The 20554-nt window shown below is 68.9% G+C and carries 18 protein-coding genes and 3 pseudogenes; 9 read left to right on the forward strand and 12 right to left on the reverse strand.

What is annotated here, in order from left to right; translation table 11 throughout:
• Positions 1–172 precede the first annotated feature (172 nt).
• Complete coding sequence (locus ACFYZR_RS20925) at positions 173–346, reverse strand: hypothetical protein (protein ID WP_391912339.1); 174 nt, start codon at positions 344–346, stop codon at positions 173–175.
• 92 nt (positions 347–438) lie between these two features.
• Positions 439–699, reverse strand: a complete 261-nt coding sequence (locus tag ACFYZR_RS20930; RefSeq protein ID WP_391912341.1) for a hypothetical protein — start codon at positions 697–699, stop codon at positions 439–441.
• A gap of 724 nt (positions 700–1423) precedes the next feature.
• On the opposite strand from ACFYZR_RS20930, the gene ACFYZR_RS20935 reads away from it, so the two are divergent.
• A complete protein-coding gene (locus ACFYZR_RS20935; protein WP_391912343.1) occupies positions 1424–3148 on the forward strand; it encodes an RICIN domain-containing protein in 1725 nt (574 codons plus the stop codon).
• 217 nt (positions 3149–3365) lie between these two features.
• On the opposite strand, the pseudogene ACFYZR_RS20940 reads toward ACFYZR_RS20935, so the two are convergent.
• Positions 3366–3899 (reverse strand): annotated as a pseudogene (locus tag ACFYZR_RS20940) (glycosyltransferase); the annotation flags it as partial.
• A gap of 403 nt (positions 3900–4302) precedes the next feature.
• On the opposite strand from ACFYZR_RS20940, the gene ACFYZR_RS20945 reads away from it, so the two are divergent.
• The gene (locus ACFYZR_RS20945) at positions 4303–5106 is read left to right on the forward strand and encodes a GNAT family N-acetyltransferase (protein WP_391912345.1); all 804 of its coding nucleotides are present in this window, start codon (positions 4303–4305) and stop codon (positions 5104–5106) included.
• Positions 5107–5266: 160 nt separating this feature from the next.
• Here ACFYZR_RS20945 and ACFYZR_RS20950 read toward each other — a convergent pair whose 3' ends face one another.
• Together ACFYZR_RS20950 and ACFYZR_RS20955 are read right to left on the reverse strand one after the other, a co-directional pair.
• Positions 5267–6523: a protein-glutamine gamma-glutamyltransferase gene (locus ACFYZR_RS20950; RefSeq protein WP_391912347.1), complete on the reverse strand. Its 1257-nt coding sequence runs from the start codon at positions 6521–6523 to the stop codon at positions 5267–5269.
• A gap of 181 nt (positions 6524–6704) precedes the next feature.
• Entirely contained in the window at positions 6705–7043 is a 339-nt protein-coding gene (locus ACFYZR_RS20955) for a hypothetical protein (RefSeq protein WP_391912349.1), read from the reverse strand.
• Between the two features lie 747 nt (positions 7044–7790).
• Between ACFYZR_RS20955 and ACFYZR_RS20960 the strand changes: the two genes are divergently transcribed.
• The 4 genes from ACFYZR_RS20960 (at position 7791) to ACFYZR_RS20975 (ending at position 11233) form a co-directional block, all read left to right on the forward strand.
• Positions 7791–8630 (forward strand): class I SAM-dependent methyltransferase, encoded by an 840-nt coding sequence (locus ACFYZR_RS20960; RefSeq protein WP_391912351.1) that lies wholly within the window; start codon positions 7791–7793, stop codon positions 8628–8630.
• Positions 8631–8663: 33 nt separating this feature from the next.
• Positions 8664–9632, forward strand: coding sequence for an L-histidine N(alpha)-methyltransferase (gene egtD / locus ACFYZR_RS20965; protein ID WP_391912353.1), 969 nt, complete (start codon positions 8664–8666; stop codon positions 9630–9632).
• Between the two features lie 271 nt (positions 9633–9903).
• The gene (locus ACFYZR_RS20970) at positions 9904–10872 is read left to right on the forward strand and encodes a hypothetical protein (RefSeq protein ID WP_391912355.1); all 969 of its coding nucleotides are present in this window, start codon (positions 9904–9906) and stop codon (positions 10870–10872) included.
• Positions 10873–11017: 145 nt separating this feature from the next.
• A complete protein-coding gene (locus ACFYZR_RS20975; RefSeq protein ID WP_391912357.1) occupies positions 11018–11233 on the forward strand; it encodes a hypothetical protein in 216 nt (71 codons plus the stop codon).
• 31 nt (positions 11234–11264) lie between these two features.
• Here the strand turns inward: ACFYZR_RS20975 and ACFYZR_RS20980 are convergent, their stop codons facing one another.
• From ACFYZR_RS20980 to ACFYZR_RS20990, 3 genes and pseudogenes are all read right to left on the reverse strand, one after another.
• Positions 11265–12311 carry an MFS transporter gene (locus ACFYZR_RS20980; protein ID WP_391912359.1) on the reverse strand — a complete coding sequence of 349 codons (1047 nt, stop codon included), beginning with the start codon at positions 12309–12311 and terminating at the stop codon, positions 11265–11267.
• Positions 12312–12462: 151 nt separating this feature from the next.
• Positions 12463–13542, reverse strand: coding sequence for an FAD-dependent monooxygenase (locus ACFYZR_RS20985; RefSeq protein ID WP_391912389.1), 1080 nt, complete (start codon positions 13540–13542; stop codon positions 12463–12465).
• Positions 13473–13646 (reverse strand): annotated as a pseudogene (locus tag ACFYZR_RS20990) (FAD-dependent monooxygenase); the annotation flags it as partial. The pseudogene ACFYZR_RS20990 and the gene ACFYZR_RS20985, both read right to left, overlap by 70 nt.
• A 60-nt stretch (positions 13647–13706) precedes the next feature.
• On the opposite strand from ACFYZR_RS20990, the gene ACFYZR_RS20995 reads away from it, so the two are divergent.
• Complete coding sequence (locus tag ACFYZR_RS20995) at positions 13707–13979, forward strand: hypothetical protein (RefSeq protein ID WP_391912361.1); 273 nt, start codon at positions 13707–13709, stop codon at positions 13977–13979.
• A gap of 176 nt (positions 13980–14155) precedes the next feature.
• Here the strand turns inward: ACFYZR_RS20995 and ACFYZR_RS21000 are convergent, their stop codons facing one another.
• A complete protein-coding gene (locus ACFYZR_RS21000; protein ID WP_391912363.1) occupies positions 14156–15838 on the reverse strand; it encodes an IucA/IucC family protein in 1683 nt (560 codons plus the stop codon).
• The gene (locus ACFYZR_RS21005; protein ID WP_391912365.1) at positions 15835–17040 is read right to left on the reverse strand and encodes an acetyl-CoA carboxylase biotin carboxylase subunit family protein; all 1206 of its coding nucleotides are present in this window, start codon (positions 17038–17040) and stop codon (positions 15835–15837) included. Before ACFYZR_RS21005 ends, ACFYZR_RS21000 begins: the two co-directional genes overlap by 4 nt.
• 181 nt (positions 17041–17221) lie before the next feature.
• Between ACFYZR_RS21005 and ACFYZR_RS21010 the strand changes: the two genes are divergently transcribed.
• Both ACFYZR_RS21010 and ACFYZR_RS21015 read left to right on the forward strand, forming a co-directional pair.
• Positions 17222–17644 carry a hypothetical protein gene (locus tag ACFYZR_RS21010; RefSeq protein WP_391912367.1) on the forward strand — a complete coding sequence of 141 codons (423 nt, stop codon included), beginning with the start codon at positions 17222–17224 and terminating at the stop codon, positions 17642–17644.
• A gap of 298 nt (positions 17645–17942) precedes the next feature.
• A complete protein-coding gene (locus tag ACFYZR_RS21015; protein WP_391912369.1) occupies positions 17943–18821 on the forward strand; it encodes a TauD/TfdA family dioxygenase in 879 nt (292 codons plus the stop codon).
• Between the two features lie 87 nt (positions 18822–18908).
• On the opposite strand, the pseudogene ACFYZR_RS21020 reads toward ACFYZR_RS21015, so the two are convergent.
• Together ACFYZR_RS21020 and ACFYZR_RS21025 are read right to left on the reverse strand one after the other, a co-directional pair.
• A pseudogene (locus ACFYZR_RS21020) lies at positions 18909–19154 on the reverse strand (transposase); the annotation flags it as partial.
• A 192-nt stretch (positions 19155–19346) separates the two neighbouring features.
• Complete coding sequence (locus tag ACFYZR_RS21025) at positions 19347–20066, reverse strand: hypothetical protein (protein WP_391912371.1); 720 nt, start codon at positions 20064–20066, stop codon at positions 19347–19349.
• Positions 20067–20554 lie beyond the last annotated feature (488 nt).

Consider the following 20554-nt stretch of genomic DNA (forward strand, 5'->3'; position numbering starts at 1 on the left):
TTGGCGTCCTGACACCTGGCCGGCACCCTGGGCCAGGTCGGCAGCGCAGCGACCTTCGGGTCGCCCACCGATCTGAGTCACAGCAGCCGGGCCAGATCTAACCGGCTCTCGTAGACCATCAGTGCGGGTTCGGTGCGCGGATACGGCTGTACCGTGGTCACCCACGGCTCCCTCACTCATCGGGGCCGAGCAGCACCATGCCGAGCGCACCCGCGACGCGCTCATCGGACTGAATCAGGTATGCCTCAAGTGCCACGCTTTGGCCCGTCGGCACATCGCTGCCCACCTCGGCCAAAACCTGGAAACGGCGGGCTTCCCACGGTTCCAGGCCCAGCGACGTCGACACCTGCCGTCCGTCTTCGCCGATTTGCGCGCCGTCGGCGCCGAGCAGGCGAAGAGTTGCCGGGATCTCGCTGGGCTCGGTTCCGACCTCCTGGGCTACACGTTCGGCGTGTTCCCGGTCGACGCGGCCGACCCTGGATGCTCGATCGGGGACGTCGGGTAAAGGTGGTAGGTGTCCTCCGGGGTGGCTTCCTCACGGCGGGGCCACGACTCCACGGCTGGCACGGCGGTGAACTGCGTGTACAGCGGCAACGTGGCGATGCCAGTTGGATAGATGAGCCCGGTGACGGCCAGGAACGCCCTCGCCCGGTCCAGGGCTTCCCATGCCTGGCAGTAGGCGTCGAAAAGGATGCCCACCAGCGCCGTGGCCTGGGGCGCCGTCGCTCAAGGTCGGCCCGGATCGTGCCGAGCTGGTCGCACAGGGCACGCCCGCGACCCCACAGATCGGCCGCCCGTCGCAGCAGAGCCGGCTCCGAGCCGTCCGCCGAGGCGTGGACGAGCAACTGCTGGACTGAGCGCAACACAGTCAGCGTGGCAGTCGATCATGACCCGTCGTTCCCTACGGGCCGTGAAGGGGAGCTGCTCCAATCCGTCCCCCACCAGCAAGACCAAGCCCCGGGCCATATTGGGCATAACGGTCAAATCCACCGAACGCTCGTAAGAGGACAGTAGCTGTCAACTGCAGCCGGAGGAATTGAGCGCTGAACCCCGGATTTGTGCACGCACTGCCCATCGAGGTGCGGAACGTACAGGCTTGTAGGGGGCGCGACTTCATGAGCAGTGGTTCCTGGGGAAACGCTGGATTCCGCGTGTAATGAGCAGCGTGCTTGTGTGGCGATCACGAGCAGAGCTGATGTGGCACATGTCCGATGAGGGTGTCACCAGACCAGCGTTGCTGGGGTTTGGTGGCGTTAGTGCTCGACGTGGATCCTCGATCTCTCGGTGCCTGGAGAAGAGAACCAGTCATAGATGTGTCTTGAACGCATACGAGATGGGGATCACGTGATGGAAGGTAATATTCCGCCTGGCCTGGGGTGACTAGTACGTAAGCGCGACATAGACACCTCACAGGAAGACTGAGATGAGACCCTCTTTCAGACGCGTCGGGCGACTGTTGGTCGTCCCGTTCACCGCCGCCGCTCTGCTGGGCCCGGCTCTCGCCCTGACCGCGACCCCGGCCGCAGCCGCGGCGGACGCCTACACGTTCACCAACGGTAACGGCACCCTCAACGCGACGGGCAACAACGACGGAAACCAGATCTCCGTCACGCCGGACGGCACCAACTACCAGAACTTCCGCCTCATCAAGCTGGGTGACCCCGGCCAGTTCAACATCGCCAATACGTCGTCCGGGAAATGCATCTACGCCACCCAGCCGGCCACACAGAAGTCATGCGGCCAGGACGGCGAGCAGTGGCACTTCCGTCCCGTGGACGGCAAGCCCAACACCTTCGGGATCGTCCGCCGTGACGACCGCAGCGGTACCGAGTGGTGCATGGACAACCGGGGCGGCCTGCACCTGTGGGGCATCCTCGCCCAGCCCAACATCTGCAACGGCAGCGTGGCCCAGGAGTGGACGGTTCCCGCGTCGAAGGCGGCCGAAGCCAGGAGCCTGGCGCTGGACTACTACGCCGACCTGTGCTCCAAGAAGACCTCCACCTGTTCGTGGACGCAGAAGTCCGAGGGACAGCCCGAGGCGCTGCCCCGTCAGCCCGCCTCGTCGGTCTGGTACAACGACACCGGCGACAAGGTGACGCAGGTCTTCACCACGATCTATCACTCCGGCTGGTCGCAATCGTTCGGTGTGGGCCTGTCGTCCTCGGTCGGTGTGTCCGTCCCGGTCCAGGCCATGGTTTCCACCCAGCTCCAGTCGACCACCACCTACCAGTCCGACGAGTCGACCATCAACGGCATCGCCGTGACCGTCCCCAGCAAGAACTACGGATGGGTCGACTTCGCGGCCGTCGGCAAGAAGGTCACCGGTACGTGGACGTTCAACACCGACAACCAGCCGTGGACGACGGACGCCACCGTGACCGTCCCCGTCATCAATTCGGCGGCCGGCTCCACGATGTACGTCGCCCACACCAGCCCGAACCAGCCCGGCACCGCGAATGTGACGAGCGCTGACGCACCGGCGCTGACCATGGCCACGAAGGCCTCGTTCACCCCGGATCTCCCCGACGGCACCATCGCGTCGCAGGACGGCCCCAACAAGCTGAAGCTCACCGACACCGTCACGGGCAACACCATCGGCACCATCAAGCCGAGCACGGTCGTGGACACCAAAGGGATCACCCACTCGGTCGGTCTGACCGTGTCCGGCAACGTCATCACGCAGACCATCGAGAACGCACCTGGTGACACCATCGACGGCTCCATGACCATGCCCGCCGTCAGCTACACCACCGCCAAGACCGCTGCGGCCCCGGCCGCCAAGACCGCTTCGTTCAAGGGAGCGTCCACCGGCATCGTGAACACCGGGTTCACGCACGCCGCCACCTCGGTCCGGTACACCTCATTCACGCCGATGGGCACGGTGCGCCCCGCGATATGGCCGATCCCCGAAAAGGAGCACCCTAAGAACTCCGACGAGTGGAACAAATGCATGGCGAAAATCCTTGGCAAGAGCATGGGGGAAGGAGCGATCCTGTCCGCACTGCTGGGCGCTGCGGGGACCGGCGCTTCCGTCGGTGCTGCCGCGGGCCCCGAAGGTGCAGCGGCGGGAGCCGCCGTCGGTCTGCTGACCGGCACGGTCAAGGGGCTGGGTAAGGCGTACTACGTCTGCGGTACCGACCCGGGCTGATCCACACGCACCAAACGTAGATGCCGCACATCGACGGATCGAAGTCGGCGAGCAGCGGGCGGGCCGACACCAGGCGGCTCTTGTAAACGTCTGGTGCCGCCCGTCGTTGCGGAGGCGTAGACGCCTGAGTAGTGCGCCATACCGCGTGCCGAACGGACCCGTCGCCACGGCCCGGCTCGCCGAAGTCCCCCAACTGCGGGTGGCCGAAGGGGACTGATCACGTGGAAATGTTCGAACGATGCTCATGGTCACGCGGAAGTGCTCGTGAAACCGCGGAACCTAGAAGGTCGGACACGGTAAGGGTGGTTCGCAGGCTGCGCCCGAAGTTCCACGCGTGCCGCCGTGCGGCTGCCTCCAGCTCGCCGTAGCCGTCCTGCTGCGTCATCTGACCTGCGTGTTTGCGGTACCGGTAGACCGGTAGGGGCAGCAGGATGCCGGGGGCGAGGCAGGTGGTGCCGATTGCGGCCATGTAGTCCTCGCCCTGGACGAGGCCGCCCATGGGAGCCGCGCGCATCAGGTCGGTGCGGGCCAGGATCGTCGTAGGCCCGATGGGGATGGTGTCCGCCGGGTCCTTCCAGTACGTCCAGACATTGCCGGCGGGGTGTTGTCCGGGCGGCGTGGGGCATGTCCACAGGGTGGTTGTCCCGTCGGGGTGGAGGTCTTCGCTGTATCCGGCGACCCAGCCGACCCCGTGCCCCTTCAGTGCCCGCAGCCGATCGTTCAGGGCGAGGTTGCGGGCGCACGCGGCTCCGTCGATCGCGATCACGGCCTCCTCCTTTCCGCTGTTCAGTTCTGTCTCATGAGATCTGTGGTTCAGTTTCGCTCCGTCGTGGTGGTGGGGGACGGGTGAGCTGAAGAGAGCTCTGTCCGCCTGCGGGGAGGGACGAGAGTGGATCTGGCCTTTGTGCAGTCCGGGCTGTTGGAGCAGTTCCTGGAGACCGGCATCATCTCGGCTGCGGAGGTCGCCGCACTGCTGAGGCGACACGGTGTCCAAGACGGGTGAATGCTCAGCAATCTTGGTTGAGATCGGCCCGGCTATCAGGGACATTACGTTGTTGGGCCGGAGGCGTGACGAAGACCCGAGTCGGCTTCTGCTCGGGTCCCGCCTGCTCCTTCGCCTGGATCACAGCACAGCAACTGAACAGGAGCCATCCGTGGCCAACACTCGGCAGACCTCCCCCGACACTCGTGTCGAGGATCGAAGCAGGCAGGACCGTCCGGATCACCCCGTGGCCTTCGACGACGCGGCGATACGCCAGGCCCGTAACTCCGCCGCGTTCTGGGCCGCGCTCGGAAACTCCCGCGGCCACGAGGTGATCCGCCGACGCGGCTTCCTCGCCGTGGTGGGCGGCGACCGCGCCGGGACACGCGTCTTGCTGCAGGAACCCGACCTCGACGCGCACGAGCTCGCCGAGCTGACCGCGCTGGCCGGCCGATCGGTCGGACCGGTGGATGCCGAGGATCCGTTCAGCTCCACCGATCTGAGTCACCTGGGCTTGCGTAACTGGCAGATGCCGGTCATGGTGCGCCCGCCTGGTCCTGCACCCGCTCCCGCGACGGAGGTGATCCGAGTCCAGCGGACGGACGAGCTGCGGACTGCCGAGCAGATCGTGATCGAGGGCTTCGAGCTGATCAGATTCACCCCCTACCGTCCTGGCGAGTTGTTCCCCACGACACTGATCGAGCAGCCAGGTGTGGACGTCTTTCTCGTCGTCCTTGACGGCGAGGCGGTCGGAGCCGGTGTCACCGTCGTCCACGACGGGGTCGGCGGCCACTACTGGGTCGGCACGGCGTCGGCGCACCGCTCGCGCGGCGCCGGGCGGGCCGTCATGCTCGGCTCACTCGTGCCCATGGCGAACCTTCCGGTGACACTCACCGCCTCGCAGCTCGGACGGCCGCTGTACGAGTCGCTGGGCTTCACCGCCGTCACCTCGTCGACCTGGTGGTCCTCACAATGACCAGCACCGAGGCGTGACTTGGCGCCCCGGCCCGCCCGGACTCCACTTGCGGGGACGGACCGTGGCCCTCGTCCCGGCGGGCGGGGCGCCGACCGGGCGACGGGGCGGGCAACGCCGCGCAGTCTGCGACCTGGAGGATCTCCGCCGGTGCCCGGTTCTGTTACGGCCAGCCTTGCTTCACCTTGGCGGGGGCGGTGTTCCAGCTCTTGGGTATGAACGTGATCATGTACGCTCCGCGGTCGAAGTCCGCGTACCCGGCAGACCAGTTACGGAACTTGCTCTCGTATACGTGCATGGGGCCCAGGCCGCTGTTGGGTGCGTGGTAGTGGTCGCCGTGGGTCCATATCGTCTTGTCGGCATCCGCTTCTGTTTGAGCCCCGAACCAGCCGTAGTCGAAATTGACCCAGCTTTCGCCAGGGTTGGCGGGACTGCGCGGGATGCTTCTGTCCTTCGACATGTCGACCAGGCCGGTGCCCCGGTCGGGGCGGAAGGCTTCCGGGTCGCCGAACTTCCTCCTGTCGGAGGGGCCCCGCTGGTCCTGTCCGCTCCAGAAGTGCTTGGAGTAGATGACCGCCTTCATCTTGGACGGGTCGTGGTTGCCTCCGTCTCTCTCTTTGAAAGACGGTGTGTTCCTCAGCGCCGAGTAGAAGTTCGAGCGGCTGTCCTCGTGGAGCAGAGCGTCATTGTTGTTCGTCAGCTCTGTCTTGAGGTTGTCGATGTAGGCCCCCTCGTCGTGGGCGTTTTCCAGGGCCTTGTTCATGATGGATGCCACATCACGTGCCCGCTTGAATCCCTTCCCCTCGTCGAAACTGTCCTTGGCGATGCGGCCCTCGAACTCCGCCCGCGTTTCATTGGGTCTGGGGCTGGTGGTTTTGAGGTCGTTCTTGTACTTGTTCTCATCGAAGAACGCGAACGCCAATCTGTTCGCCGGGTAGGGGCCCGAATTGACCCAGGTGACGCCGACGCAACCGTAGGACAGCTTCTCTCGCTGCTCTTCGGTCATTTGCTGTTTCTTGCCGTCACGGTGACTGTGGACCTGCTGCCACTTGCGTATGTAGTTGTCGACGACGGTGGTGGCCCTGCCTCCGTAGGCCCGGTACGCGTCCGGCATCCTGTCGAGCGGCTCGGCGGGAGGAGTCTCCCTGTCGTCGACAGAGTCGGGGGCCCGGAAGGACGGGCCGGCGCTCGGAGGTAATTCCGTCGGAGGCTTGCCAGGCTGGCCCAGAGCCAGGGCTCTTTCGTTCAGTGCGTTGATGTTCTTGACGTCATCCGGCGTCAGGCCGTGCGTTTCGGCGTAGGTCCCCTTCTTCTCCCCATTGCCGCTGGCGGCGGCCTGGCTGACCGACGGCATGAATCCAGCGGTGCATATGACCGCACCCACAGCGGTGAAGGTGAGAAGTCTCCGACGTTTTTCCATGAGAATTGATGACTCCTTTGTGTGAGATCTCGTGAAACGAGGGCATGTGAGAGGCTGACGGAAACGAGGGGGGGGGCGGCGATCTGCTGCTCAGGGCCTCGGTCGCGCCGTGACGGCGGTGGCGGCGCGGTCGTCGCCGGTCACGACCGTGGTGGGCGCCGGGGCCGGGGCTTGTGGCTCGCTACGTCAGGGTCGTCGCCGAGGCGACGATGCGGGCCCGGTCCGAGTGGCCGGGGTCGCCGTAGCGGACCTCGACGCGCGGGTGGGAGCGCAGGAACCCGGTGTCGGCCAGGCGTACCCGGCTGGGGTGGTCGACCGTGCGTACGGCGATGCCCGTGTAGAGAAAGAAGCCGAACTCGCCCGTAGCAGGGGCGGCAGCGGTGACGACGGTCGCCGGGGTGGTCGTGTCCGATGCGGTCGTGTCCGGGGCGGCCGCCTGGGCTCCCTGCGTGAGGGGCAGGGCGAGGGTAGCGGTCGCGGCGACGGTGGCGAGGGCGCGGAGAGCGGTTCGGCGTATCACTTCTCGGCTCCTGGATGAGTGATCAGGTCGATACGAGCAGTGATCATGTCTCTGTGTTAACTTCCCGGCAATATCACGGCTTTAAAACCGGCCAAGCTGTCACATAGGACTTATCCAGCCACGCATCCGGTCCGGACCAGCGTGGGGATGTGATCCAGCAGCGCTCATCTGCTTCTGGCGCGTGGTTCGTGGCGAGGGTGTGATGGCGGCGGATGGCCGGGCAGCGGGGCGCACCGCCCCCTGACACCCGCAGTACGGGGGTGCCGACACCGGACGTCGAGCTCGCTGCGGTGTGCTCGTCGGGTCGTTCGACGAGTCGGCCGCATTCAAGGGCAGTCTCCGCGGCTCTGTGGGCCGGCTCCGGGGGGAGGGGGAGCAGGCGCCCGGCCCGTGGCTACGTTGATGGCCGATGCCGGAACCCGCCAACCCTGACCGCTCTCCTCGACGCCCGTGACGCCACCGGCGGAGATGCCTCGTGGTGCGGCCTGAATCGGGCCCAGGCAGCCGGCGGACGAGGACCCGGAATAGAAGGCGCGGTCGACTCGGCCATCGTGCGGGGTGACAGCCACCGTTCGACCGCCGGAACCGGATCACCATTCGCCGCTGCCGCTGCCGCTGCCGCTGCCCCCGCCACGCCGTCACCGAAAGATCGTGGGTTTCCACGATGCCGTGAAAACCCCCCGCACGACAGGCTGCCCCAGGAACACCAGCCGTAACAGGAGCAGCTTTCCAGCCCTAGGAGGCGTCGTGCAGACCATCAGTTCCACCGCGGGGTGGACCGCGGCAGCAAGAGAACTGGAGACCGCACGTGCGGACCGGTTCTTGGAGGACCCGCTGACACTGTGCACCGAAGCGGAGCGCCGACAGTGGCACGACGTCGTGGTGTCCGTCCTCGGCTACTCGCCCCCGGTCGTTCCGGTACGTGCCCGGCTGGGGGACGAGGTGGTCCGAGCGGCCGCCGAGGACGGTGTCCGGCAGGTGGTCTCCCTGGCCGCGGGCCTGGAGTCCCGGGTCCTGCGGCTGGAGCTTCCCACGGACCTGGTCTATATGGAGGTGGACCTTCCCGCCCTGCTGGAAGCCAGGAGCCTGCGGCTCGCTCAGGCCGGGGCGGCCGCGCGGCCGGTCTGCCGGCGCGTCGAGGTGGCAGCCGATCTGAGCGAGGACTGGGACCGGCGGTTGCGAGAGTCCGGCTTCGACCCTCTGGCCCGGACGCTGTGGGTCGTCGAAGGGCTGCTGCCCTACCTCGACGCCGACGCCTGTCACACGCTGCTGCGCACCGTTCGAGGCATGTCGGCCCCCGGCAGCCAGCTGTGGTGCGACCACGTGCACCCCGACGTGTTCGCCGCGGCGCACTACGCGCCGGTCCTCAGGAGTCTGGACGAGCTCGGAGTGCTGTGGGCCAGCGGCTGGGCGGATCCCGTGACGCAGCTCGCGGCCGACGGCTGGCAGGCCGGCGCCTGGACGGTCAAGGACCTGGCACGCCCCGAGCCCGGCAATCCGCCGGCTGTCTGGATGCCACCGGTCCCCACCAGGGCGGACACCTCCGACTCCGGATATCACTGGCTGATCTGGGCGCACACCGCCTGAGGGTGCCCTCGGTCCCCATACGAGGGAGACGCAATGACCCTGTCCGCCACCAGCGCGGCAACCTTCGGAACGGCGGTCGCCGCCGAGCACCGCGAGTTGCTCGCCGGGCTGATGACCACCCCCAAACGCCTCGCCACCAAATGGCTCTACGACGCCCGCGGCAGCGCGCTCTACACGGCCATCGCCCAGCAGCCCGAGTACTACATCGACGAGGCCGAACGAGAGATCGTCGCCCGGCACGGCGCGGACGTCGCGGCCCGGATTCGTCCCCGTACCCTGGTCGACCTCGGCGCGGGCTCCGCCGGGAAGACCCGGTTGCTGCTCGACGCTCTGAGCGCGGAGGGATCGCTGGAACGGTACGTTCCCGTCGACGTCAGCGAGGCCGGCCTCCGGGACGTGGCGCGGACCCTGCGCGCCGACTACCCCGGGCTGGACATCCAGCCACGCGCCGCCGACTTCAGCTCACCGCTCGGCCTGGACCCACAGGCCGCCCCCGTCCTGTTCACTTTCTTCGGGGCCACCTACGGAAACTTCCGCCCCGCCGAACGACAACGGTTCCTGGTCACTGTGCGGGGTCAGCTGCGCCGGGGTGACGGGCTTCTCCTGGGCACCGACCTGGTGAAGGACGAAGTGACCCTGAAAGCCGCCTACGACGACCGCGCCGGAGTCACCGCCGCGTTCGTCAAGAACGGCCTGACGGTCCTCAACCGGGAACTCGGCGCGAACTTCCGCCTCCGCGACTTCGACCACGACGTGACCTGGAACCCACACCTGGGTCGCATCGAGAACGCGCTGCGGGCCCGCCGCTCCCACACCGTCACACTCGCCTCGCTGGACCGTGCCGTCACCTTCTCAGCCGGAGAGCGTCTGCATGTGGGCATATCGGTCAAGTTCCGTCAGAAGGACATCCGCTCCGAACTGGCACGGGCAGGCCTGCGACTGGATCAGTGGTGGACCGACAACGCGAACCGATATGCCCTATCACTGGCGATGACCGCCTGAGCAGGGGACAGCGGCGTCCTCGTCCGCACCGGAGCCTGCTTCGAACGAGGACAACCCGTCGAACGGCCCCCGTCCTCGCGGTATGAGCGCCTCCGGCCACTGAGCTGGTGAGTTGTGAATGAGCGTTCGTGAGGCCGGCTCGCGCGCCCGGTCCGCCTGGATGACGAGGCCGGGCTCCGCCGTCCGACGGAGGTGAACGCTCCCCGTGGTGGACGTACATGAGCAAGGTGGTGCCCGAGGCTGGAGGTCCTGCTGAGAAAGGGGTATCCGGGTGGAACGCTGGGATCGGGTTGGACGGTGCGCGGGATACGGGGCGGCGCTGGCAATGGCGCCCTATCTGTTGATCAAGGTGTCGTGGGTCGTCGGCTCGCTGCTCGGACTGGCACCGATCGGGGAGGGTTTCAACCTGGCCGGGTGGGTCCTGCTCAACACCGTGACCATCGGCATGGCGGGGATCGGTATCACCCTGGCGCTCGCCCTGGTACGGCCCTGGGGCATGCGGGCACCGGGGTGGCTGGTGGCCTTCTGCGCCTGGACGGGAGCAGGGTTCCTCGTGTCGATCTTGCCCTACGCCGTGCTCAGTACGCTGCTGGACGCGGGGCACGACGGCGCGACGAACAGCGGGGGCGACGACTCCGCCATGCCCGGCTGGGAAGGCGCACTGATCCAGTTCAGCTTTATCGGGATGGGGCTGGGGCTGGCCCTCGCGCTCCCCGCCTACCTGCGGCGGCGCTGGCCGGAAGCCTTCACCGCGCGAGTCGGGGACGACAGCCGTGCGGCTGTGCCATGGGCCGCTGCCGTCGCAGCCGTCGTCGGTCTTGTCTGGGCGTATTGGGCAGTGGGTGGCACCCTCGGAGTCGCACATCCGGCGCAGAGGGACACCAATGGGTACCTGCTGACGGGCCTGGGTGCACTCTGGGCCCTCGCCGGATCCGCCGCCGTCCGGGTGCTCGCCCGACAACGTACGACCCGAGGGTCCCACCGGCTCCTGCTGGCGCTCGGCTGGCTCGGATCGGGCTCGCTCTTCACATGGAGCGGCTGGAGACTTCCCATCACGCTCTTCGTGGCACTGGCCCACCCCGACGACGTCACCCAGCCGGAAAACCTCGCCATCGCCGCGGTGCTTCACCTGGCTGCGGTCGTGGCGGGAGTCGGCATGCTGAGATCACTCGTCGGCTCGCGCCCACGCACTCTCGCCGGCACCAGCCCAACATCCCCGCACGCGTCAGAGCTGGGTTGATACTGACGGCGAAGCCCACCAACGGAGGGCATTGAGTCACACCAACCGATCCGCAGGAATTGGCGATTACTCCCTGATGCGCCGCGTTGGCACGACGCGTTGACGCGCGCGCTCGCGGAACGCCGACCTGGATAGTACGGACCTCGTGGAAGCGAGCGAGACCGAGCAGATGAAACAGCTCGACCGGCTGGGCCTCGAGGTCGTGCTCGTGGCGTTCTGGGACGTGGCCTCCTTCGGCGGCGGACTGCACTGCGCCACGCTCGACGTCCACCGGGAAGGCGTGCTGGAGGACTACTTCCCCAATCGATCCGGCAGGTTTCTGAAGGCGAGGGTCGGTGCCCGTGGCGCACGGCCCAGGTGACGCGGTCACGTCCGCTCGTGTCGCCGGCTCGTCAGCGCGAAAGCCATAGCGACAGTGAGCGATCCCAGTAGGACGAGGGCGAGTTGGGCGCCCTGCGCTGTGCCGAGCGCGTCGCAGGTCGATGCCCCGCAAGTCCGGGGAGGGTGCCCGACCAGGGAGAGTGCGGCTCCTGCCGCCGCCGGCCCCGTCGCGCCGCCGAGAGTGGACTCAGACCGTATGCGCGGGTCAGAGTGAAGTACGTGAGGAAGGTGAAGGCGGAGTTCGCGCCGAAGAGTGCCGGCAGGACGAGCAGGGCTCGGCGCGTGACCGCCTGCCGCAGCAACCCGGCGTCCAGAGCACCCTGGGGGTGACGTCGCGTCCGGAGGACGAGAAGGCCGGTCAATGTCGCGGTCAGTAGCCCGGTCGACGCCTGTACCGGTGCGGAAGCGGTGACCGTCGGAGCGGTCAGCGTGATCAGCGCGGCGACGGCGGCCCCCGTGCACAGGACGATTCCGACGACGTCCACAGCCTGCCAGGGCGATGTCGGTGAGGGGCCGGGGCCGCCGAGCGCGTGAAGGGCGCAGCCCGCGCTGACGGTCGCGAGGAGGGTGAGGGCGGCGAAGACCGCCCGCCAGCCCAGCAGGCTGGTGAGCAGGCCACCCAGTACCGGCCCGAGGCAGGCGGCCGCGGCGGCGGTGGAGACCCACCCCGCGACGGCACGGACACGGGGCTCGCTCTCCGTTCTACCGCGCAGGGTGAGCAGCAGGGCGAGGCTGACGGGCGAGAGGGCGGCACCACCGACGCCCTGGACCAGTCGGGCGACGAGCAGGATACGGCGGGCACCGTACCGATCGGCGAAGTGGCTTACCCCGAGTTGCAGAGGACCGCAGGTGAGTTGATAGGCGGCGGCGAACCACTGGGTCTGGACGGGCTTCATCTCCAGGTCGGCCGCGATCGCGGGCACGGCCGCCGTGACGGAGGCGATGGCGAGCGCTCCGCAGAGCAGTGCCGCGTGGCAGGCGAAGGGGGCGAGACACGGTACGCGGCCGGGCGTCGCCGTCCGGGCCCGGGAGTCGTCCGGTGGGGGGCCGGGATTCACGGATCCGGGATTCACGGATCCGGACTCACAGATAGTGCCCGTCCGGACGGACGATGCACGGCTGCCGGCTGCCGGCCGGCCGCGGACCGGACGGTCACCATGGGCATCGTGATGCCGGGCGCTCGGGCATCCGGCGTACCACGGGTGGAGGTCAGGTGCACATGACGGCCTGCTCTGAGGGCCTCGAACAGCCTGCCGGGGGCGGTGGTCGCCGTGGCCGACAGCGGCACATCGGGGGCCCGCGCGCCGCTGCGGGCGCATGTGCCGCGCCGTGCGGCGCTCCCCGGCAGGCCGGCCAGGCAAGCGGCGAGGCGTCGTCGCGGGAGGGGCGGGCGAAGGGCGGTGAGGACGACGGCGCGGATTGCGTGCCCCCAGGGCGAGGGCAGCGCGTTGAAGTGGAGCATGGCGGCGGTGAGCCGCATGACGTGGGTGGCGGAGCGACGCCGTTCCTCGGCGTAGGCATCGAGGCGGCATCGCCCACCAGCACGACGCGGTGGCGCCGGTACCGGACCGCGTGGCGGTGCTCGCAGCGATAGCGGCTGAGCCACTCGACCTCGTGCAGCGCGAGCTCGCGGCCCGCGATCCGGTACAGCAGCGCCTGGACCCGGGCCGCGTCGGGGGCGTCGGTCCCTGCGTCACCGGCCTCGGGGCGACGGTAGGGGTAGAGGATGACGCGCCACCGTCCGTCGCCGAACGGCAGGAGCAGCACCATACCGTCCGGCCCCCATCGGCTCCACGGCTGTTGCGGCTCGAGGTCGAGCCGTGCGTCGACCGAAATGACGTCGTAGGGGTGCACGGTGTGCGACGCGGCTATGCCCGACAGCCGGCGCACGGCACTCCGTGCGCCGTCGCACCCGGCGATGTAGTCGGCACGTATCCGCCGCACACCGTCCGCACGCCGGACGGTCAGCTCGGCGCCGTCCTCGTCCTGCCCGATTCCGGTGACTTCCGCCCCGCGGGCGATGAGCGCGCCGTTCTTGAGGGCGTATTCCTCCAACAGCGCTGTGGTGCGGTGCTGAGGCAGTGCGAGCGCATAAGGAAAGGGCTGTCCAGGGCGGCGAAAGGCGCGACGGACCCTTCGGAACCCAGGGGGTAGTGCCGGTATCGGTGCCCGTGGGCGAGAAAGGGTTCGGCGATTTCGCGCATGTCGAGGAATTCCAGGGTCCGGGAGTGCAGGACGAGTGCGCGGGCCGCCTGCGACAGCCGGACGTCCCGTTCGAGCACGACACAGCTGATGCCCCGAAGACCCAGCTTCCCGGCCAACTGCAGACCGACGGGTCCGCCGCCGACCACGGCCACCTGAACCGCGTCGGGCAAGGGCGTGGCGTCGGCCATATAGTGAATTCCTTTTGTACGTCTTCCGTTGACCGGTTCCGGGCAGACGCCCGCCTGCTGATGGACCACCCCGAGGTCTACAGCGACGGAGACAACACCCGTCTTATCCCCGTGAGTTCGATCAGCAACTCCGTGCTGGCGATCGGCGCCCGGCACGCGGCGTCGGAGCCCGAATCGTATGCGTTCGCGCTTGCCGAGCGTTTCCTCGCCGCGACGGCGTGCGTCCTGACCGCCGAGGTGACCCTGCTCGCCTGCCGGCAAGCCGCCTGCCTGACCCCTCAAGGCCTCACCTCCGCCTCCGGCCCCACCACGGTGGCCATCACCCGGGTCTGAGCAGGAGCTCGTCCCGGAGCCCACCGGTCCGAGCTTTCAGCTCGGTGGCCTTCGCCCGCCGACGCTCGGTCACCGTGGCCACGGCCGGGTCGTGGGCCGGCTTCGGCTCCCCGGGCAGGGCCCACTTGGGCAACATGCTGTGGGCCGGGGGCGGTGGTCATGCCGGCCGCCCTGAATCAGTGGGGGAGTAGGTAGTTGGGCCCGTCGACGTAGTACTTGTTGATGTCCACGGCCCCCGAGCGGTCCTTGCTGAACAGCGTTCCGGCGGTGACCATCGCCTTGATCGGCAGCCGGGGCGCCTTGAGCACCCGGGCGCGCAGCACCGCGGCCGGTCCCGCGGGAAGCCGGTCGATGGCTTCGACGAGCCGGTCCCGGAGGAGCCCCAGCCAGGTGGCCAACGGGCCCCGGCCGCGTTCGGCCAGTTCGAAGGCAAGGGCAGCCGCACACAGATGAACGGTCACGGTCGTGAACAGGTCTGCCAGCGGGCCGTCGTCGGTGACGAGGACTCGAGGGTCGGTGAAGCCCAGCAGGCCGGCGGCTGCCGCCTCGCCGATCCGTGCGGCAAGGCGCGCAGGGTGCACGCGTGGCCCGTCGTTGTCTTTGAGCAGCAGCCGCATCCGGGGGAGGCCGCCGTGGCCGTCGAGGACGATCGAGGTGTTCTGCTGGTGCGATTCCAGCGCGATGCCATAGGAGAAAAGGGTGGTGTGCCAGTCCAACAGCAACCGCAGGTAGGCGTCGAGCAGCGCGACCGCCGAGCCCTCGTAGTGGCACTCGGCGAGCACGTCGACGACGGGACGGCCGTCGGGGCAGGTGGCCAGCAGGGCGGCGACCGGCACCACATGGGCGTCGTCGAGGCCGGCCGGGTAGCGGCGGACCAGCGCGGCGAGCAGTTCGTGGCCCGCGCCGAGGTGGGTGCGTTCATCGGTGAACAGCACAGCGTCGGCGAAGCGGGGCTCACGGGCCGCGATCTCCGCCACCAGTCGCTGCCCGCACTCGCCGTTGGGCAGGACACCCGGTTTGATGGTGCGCCGGTTGAGCAGTCCCAAGGTGGACGTGGCCAGGGGAAGTTTGATGTGGACGCCGGGGTCGTCGATGACGGCGACGGTCCGCATGGACAGCGTGGGGACCACGGCCGGCCACGTTGTCTCGGCGAGCCGCGCGCTGCCGCCGAGGCCGGCGGCGGTGACGGCCTCGGCGAGGGGGCCCTCGGCGGTGAGCGGGTGGACGGGCAGCGCCAGGTACCCGTCGCCGGGCCGGACCAGGCCGAGGGAGGCGGGGGTCGGCCACCAGTGCGGCAGCCGGGCCCGCCGCCCGAGGGTCAGCGCGTCACCCGGCAGAACGAGCCAGCGCAGGCCGAACACGGGCCGGAATTCCGGTGCGTATGCGAGGAGTTGGCGCTCGTCGAGACCGTTGCGCACCCGGCCGGTGGGGTAGACCGGATGGTCCCGGAAGGCGGCCAGCGCCTCGAATGCGAGGGAACCCCGCACCCCCGTCCACTCCTCCACGGGCCCGTGCTCCTCGGCCAGCCTCGCGACGACGCGCGACCGCTCCCGCCACTGCAACCGGACCATGGCCACAGCCTGGTCGCATTCGGCACGGAAGGCGTCGAAACCCGGCAGGTCCCGCTCGGCCACGCCCTCGCGCAGCCGGTCCAGTACGGCACCGAGGCCGGGGACCGGGCGAACCCGGATCTCGCACTGGAAGCCGTCGGGACGTACGGGAATGTCCACCTCGGGAAGGACGAGCCAGTCGCCGTCGGGCCGTCGCTCGACGACCGCCCCGGGGCGCAGGTGATACGGGTCTTCCCGCAGCAGCGCGCCGAGGGCCCGGGCGAGGATTTCGTCCTCCTCCGCCGTCACGCGATCTCCCAGCGATGGGCGGCGAGGAACGCTGCCACGACACGTCCGATCCGGTCCTGGTCGGGTCCAGTGACCCGCATGACGCCGAGGTGGTCGCGGTCGGAGTGGTGAAGTGGGTGCTCCTCGCCGATCTCGCGCTGCGGCCGGTAGACCAGCCGCACCCCGTCCCGGTCCCACTCCACGGGCCCCGGCGCGGACGTGAGGGCTCCGGCGCGCTCGGCACACACGGTCTCGATACGGAGCAGCCGGCTTGCTTTCCGTGCGCCGAGGTCGGCCGGGAGCAGGTGGCCGAGGTGGACGCCGAGGATGTGCTCGAACAAGGGGATGCCGAGCGCCTCGGCGAGACCGAGGTCGGCCTGGTCGCCGGCCGAGCGGTAGTTGACTTCGATCACGCGGACCCGCTCGCCCTGGACCACGAACTCGGTGTGGCAGGCGCCGAACCCGACACCGAGGGCCTCGAGCCGTGCGACGACCTGCTCCACGTGCGTCCGGGGCGGCGCGGGCAGCAGATCGGCGCGCCGCAGGACGAAGTGCGGTGGCGGGACATCCACTTCATGGAAGGAGCCGAGGATGTGCAGGGAGCGTCCATCCCCCAGGGTCTCCAGGGTGCGCAACGGCCCCGGCAGGTAATCCTCGACTACCAAGGGCAGGCCGGGCCGCCGGGACCACACGTCCCGGCAGTGGCGGAGCAGTTCCGCGCGGTCCCCGACCAGCTCGGCGTCCTCACTGGCAACCCCTTCGCGGGGTTTGACCACACAAGGGAAGGGCGGCCGGACATCCTCCGCGTCCCCGGGCCGGGTCAACTCCGCGCTCCATACGGTCTCCAGCCCCGCCTCGGCGAGGGTCCGCCGCATCTGCGCCTTGTTCTTGGTGAGCAGCGCGGCCCGCCAGCCCTTGCCCGGCAGGCCGAACCACTCGGCAGCGAGCGCCGCTTGCACCTGGAGGTGGTCACTGTTGGTGAACACGGCCTCCGGCCGGCGGTCGAGCGCCGCGATGCGGGCGATCACCTCGCGGAAGTCGCGTACCTCGCAGGGGACGATGGCGATCCGGGGCCACGCGTCCCCGCCGCGCCCCTCGTAGGCCCGTCGGTGCGCTTCGGGTGCGTCGGTGAGCAGCGTGACGTCAAGCCCTAGTCGGGCGGCAGCCGGGAGGTAACCCTCGGTGACGGAGTCGGTCGGGGGCAGCGCCAGCAAATACAGCACGAGGGAACTGTAGAACTGGCACCGGTCGTGTCAATCCCTCTACTCGGTCACGTAGTTGGCGGGACGTGCGCCGCGCCGACCCGGTCCGTTCGCCCCGTAACCTGCGCCGTATCTCACCGTTAGGCGAACAGTATGAGGAGCAGATCATTCAGCTCCGGAACCCGCCGCTCAAGGAGACTCCATGTCCGTACGGTCCTGGTTCGGCGCCGCGGTCCTCGCCGCCGCCACGGTCCTGTCCTGCACGCAAGCCGCCTCGGCCCACGGGGAGCACGGCTCCCGCGAACCGCATGCGACGCGCCTCTTCGCCGAGAACGCGAACGCCAACCTCTTCCCGCCCTCCATCGGCGCGAGGGCCTTTCTGTACGACGCCGAGACCGGCAAGGCACTCAGGGGCAAGCGTGTGGACTTCACGACCCCCGACGGCAGCGAGATCTGCCGCGCCGTCACCGGCGCCGAGGGCGAAGCCGCGTGCATCGGACCCCTCCGCCTGGGTACGGCGAGCGCCGGCACTCTGACCAACGGCTACGTCGCCACCTTCCGGGGCGACGAGCAGTACGGGGCGTCGCACGCGTTCGGCACAATGGGCGTGCTGGTCCGCCCCTGAGAAGCCTGCCAGCCTTCCTGCCTGCCCTCCTTCCTGCCTTCCCGGAGGGAGCACGTTCTCTCCTGGTGATGGGCCTACGACGTCCCCCCACCAGGGGAAACAGCTGGCAGGCAAGCGGGTTGGCGGCCGCATCGCCCGCGAAGGCGTCGACTCCGGCGAACGGTTGGGGAGGCACCGTTCGGTGATCGGCGGACATCGCAAGGCCGGCGAGGAGTATTCTCTCCACCGCTCCGATTGCGACCACCTCAGTGTCGTCCCGACCACAGGGACAGGACCGAAAGGCGGAAGGAGCCCGCTGATGGACATACCGATTGCGGCCGCGGGGCCCTCCGCGTGGCAGGGCGCGACGCTGGAAGAACGGGACTGGCTGGTCCAGCTACACCCCCCGCTGCTCGCCCGGGCACCCGGGAGTGCCACCGGCGACGTGCCCTCAGGCCGGGATGGTGTCGATCCTGTGGCTCGGGCCGCGCAGTGCCTGAGCCACGGTCCCGGGCTGGCGGTGGTACGCGGCATCGACCTTGACACGTTGACCGATGAAGAGTGCGTCGAGGTGTGTCGGCGGCTCATGGCACCGCTGGGCGACGTGCGCCCTGTGAACCCGGACCACCCGGGCGACAACCTGGTGACGGCTGCGGCCCCCGTCCCCGCACCCCCGGCACGTCCGCACCGCCCCGAGAGAGCCCTCGCCCTGCACACCGACCGGGCGAAATTCCCCGGACCTCCCCGACTGCTGGGCATGCTGTGCATCCGCCCGGCGCGCCACGGCGGCGAATCGGTGCTGGTGAGCGGCTACGCCGTACACGACGTACTGCTCAGGACCCGACCGGATGTCCTGCCCGACCTCTACCAGGACTTCCACTTCGGCCGCGGGCCGGACTTCGAACACATCTACCCCGTCTTCCGGCGCAGCGCCGGTCGCCTGCACGTGCAGTACAACCGGTACTGGATCACCCGCGGCCAGCAAGAGCACGGGCTCTCGCTGTCCACCGCTCAGGTTGCCGCTCTGGACGCCTTCGACGAGGTCCTGGCGGACCCTCGTATGGCCTTGCGCGTGCGGCTCCGCCGCGGTGACCTGCTGCTGGTGGACAACATGGCCGTCCTGCACGGCAGGACTTCATTCACCGACCCACCCCCACCGCACGCCGGCCGCTGCCTGGTGCGGGTGTGGGCCGACTGATCGGTTCTTCAACCTCCAGTGTCGAATGGGTCTCGAACCGGGCCGCATTGCCGAGGAGTTGTCGTCAAATGTCACGCCCACATCAGCAGCGATGCCGCACCATTCCTTGAGGCGGTTGAAGCACCGTTCCATGACGTTGCGCTGTCTGTAGACCTGTCTGTCGAACATCGGGGGCCGGTTGCCGTGGCTGCCGCGCCGGAGCCGGTTGCGGATCTGGTCGGACCGCTCGGGGATGGTGTGACGGATGCCCCGCTTCCGCAGCCAGGTGCGTATGGCTCTGGAGCTGTATCCCTTGTCGCTGATGAGGTGGGCGGGCCGGGTCCGGGGGCGTCCCGGCCATCTCCACGAGCGTCTACCGCTGGCCCATGGAGGACGCGGACCGCATCGCGGCCGAGGCCTGGTGCCCCCACCGTCATGGTGTTTACCTCGGGCGGTTCCTGCCGTGGAGCCATCGCCGGGGCGGTCTACGCCGACCGTTTGCGACGTTGCCTGCCCATCGCCTGTGGCATACCGCCGCTTGGCGACCTAGGAAGCCACTTGGACCCGGGAGGTGAACCGAGTTTGGCCAGGAGTCGCGCTAGGCGCCTTCGACGGTGCGTGGCGCGACGACCAGCCGGTTCGCGATCTCCTTGTTGGACAGTCGCTCGCCGTGAGCCTCGGTGGCGGCCGGCTCCGCTGGAGGATGCCGATGGCGGAGTCGCCCTCTCTGCTCAGGCAGGCGGCCAGTCCCAGAAGCCCCTCGGCGATGTTCGCATGAGGGGTGGCGCCACTGAGGAGAGCCCGCTCCAGCCGGACGCCTTCAGCCAGCAGTGCCACGGCCGTCGCCAGGTCCTGGCCGTTGAGCCGGGCCAGCCCCGAGGCATAGACGGTGTGCGCCGGCATGGCCCGGTCACCGAGGCGCCGGGCCAGGTCCCGGCACTCCTCGAACATCTTTAACGCCAAGGGCGTGTCGCCCTGCAGAGCGGCGAGGTAGCCGTTGGCCCACAGGGCCGTGGCCCGCCGCGGGCCCGGGGTGTCGTCGTGCGCGAGCGCTCGGTCCAGCCAGAGTCGGCCTTCCTGTTGCAGCCCGCACGCCAGCCAGTAGATCCACAACGCTCCCGCCATACGAAGCCGGAGTCCGCGGGGATCCGCTTCGCCGAGGCAGCATTCCAGAGCCGCGCGGAGGCTGGCGTGCTCGCTGCGCAGCCGAGTGAACAACGCGAGCTGACCGGGACCGAACCAGTGCGCCTCCGCCTGTTCGGCCACCTCCAGGAAGTGATCACACGGTGCCAATGGCGCAATGCCGCTTCCTCGTCGCGTTCCCGTAGCCGTTGCAGTCCGTACTGCCGGATCGCCTCCAGCAGCCGGTACCTGGCGCGGCCGCCGGCGTCCTCGCGCAGCAGGATCCACTTCTCCACCAGCCCGTCCACCGCCTGGAAGACGGCTTCCCGGGAGATTCCGTCTCCCGAGCAGATGCTCTCCACGGCCTCAAGGCCGACCCGCCGGCGAACACCGACAGCCGTGCCCAGGTGAGACGTTCATGCTCCGAGCACAGGTCATGGCTCCACTCGATGGCTGCCCGCAGGGACCGATGGCGGTCCGACGGAGCCGCGTGGGCCCGGGCCAGCAGCTCGTAACGGTCGTCTACTGATGTTTTCATTAGTTCTGTGGTTGTTGGGGGTGGATGGTCAGTCCGGTGTGGGTGAGGAAGGACCAGGGGAGTTGTTCGTCGGAGCAGACGCGGTGGATGCCGT

The sequence above is a fragment of the Streptomyces sp. NPDC001678 genome (assembly GCF_042892945.1).
Lineage (GTDB): Bacteria > Actinomycetota > Actinomycetes > Streptomycetales > Streptomycetaceae > Streptomyces.

What these genes read in the sequence shown, in the direction of transcription:
- ACFYZR_RS20935 (WP_391912343.1), top strand. Translation starts at nt 1,424, where the DNA reads ATGAGACCCTCTTTCAGACGCGTCGGGCGACTGTTGGTCGTCCCGTTC.
- ACFYZR_RS20950 (WP_391912347.1), bottom strand. Translation starts at nt 6,523, where the DNA reads ATGGAAAAACGTCGGAGACTTCTCACCTTCACCGCTGTGGGTGCGGTC.
- egtD (WP_391912353.1), top strand. Translation starts at nt 8,664, where the DNA reads ATGACCCTGTCCGCCACCAGCGCGGCAACCTTCGGAACGGCGGTCGCC.
- ACFYZR_RS20995 (WP_391912361.1), top strand. Translation starts at nt 13,707, where the DNA reads ATGGACCACCCCGAGGTCTACAGCGACGGAGACAACACCCGTCTTATC.
- ACFYZR_RS21010 (WP_391912367.1), top strand. Translation starts at nt 17,222, where the DNA reads ATGTCCGTACGGTCCTGGTTCGGCGCCGCGGTCCTCGCCGCCGCCACG.
- ACFYZR_RS21015 (WP_391912369.1), top strand. Translation starts at nt 17,943, where the DNA reads ATGGACATACCGATTGCGGCCGCGGGGCCCTCCGCGTGGCAGGGCGCG.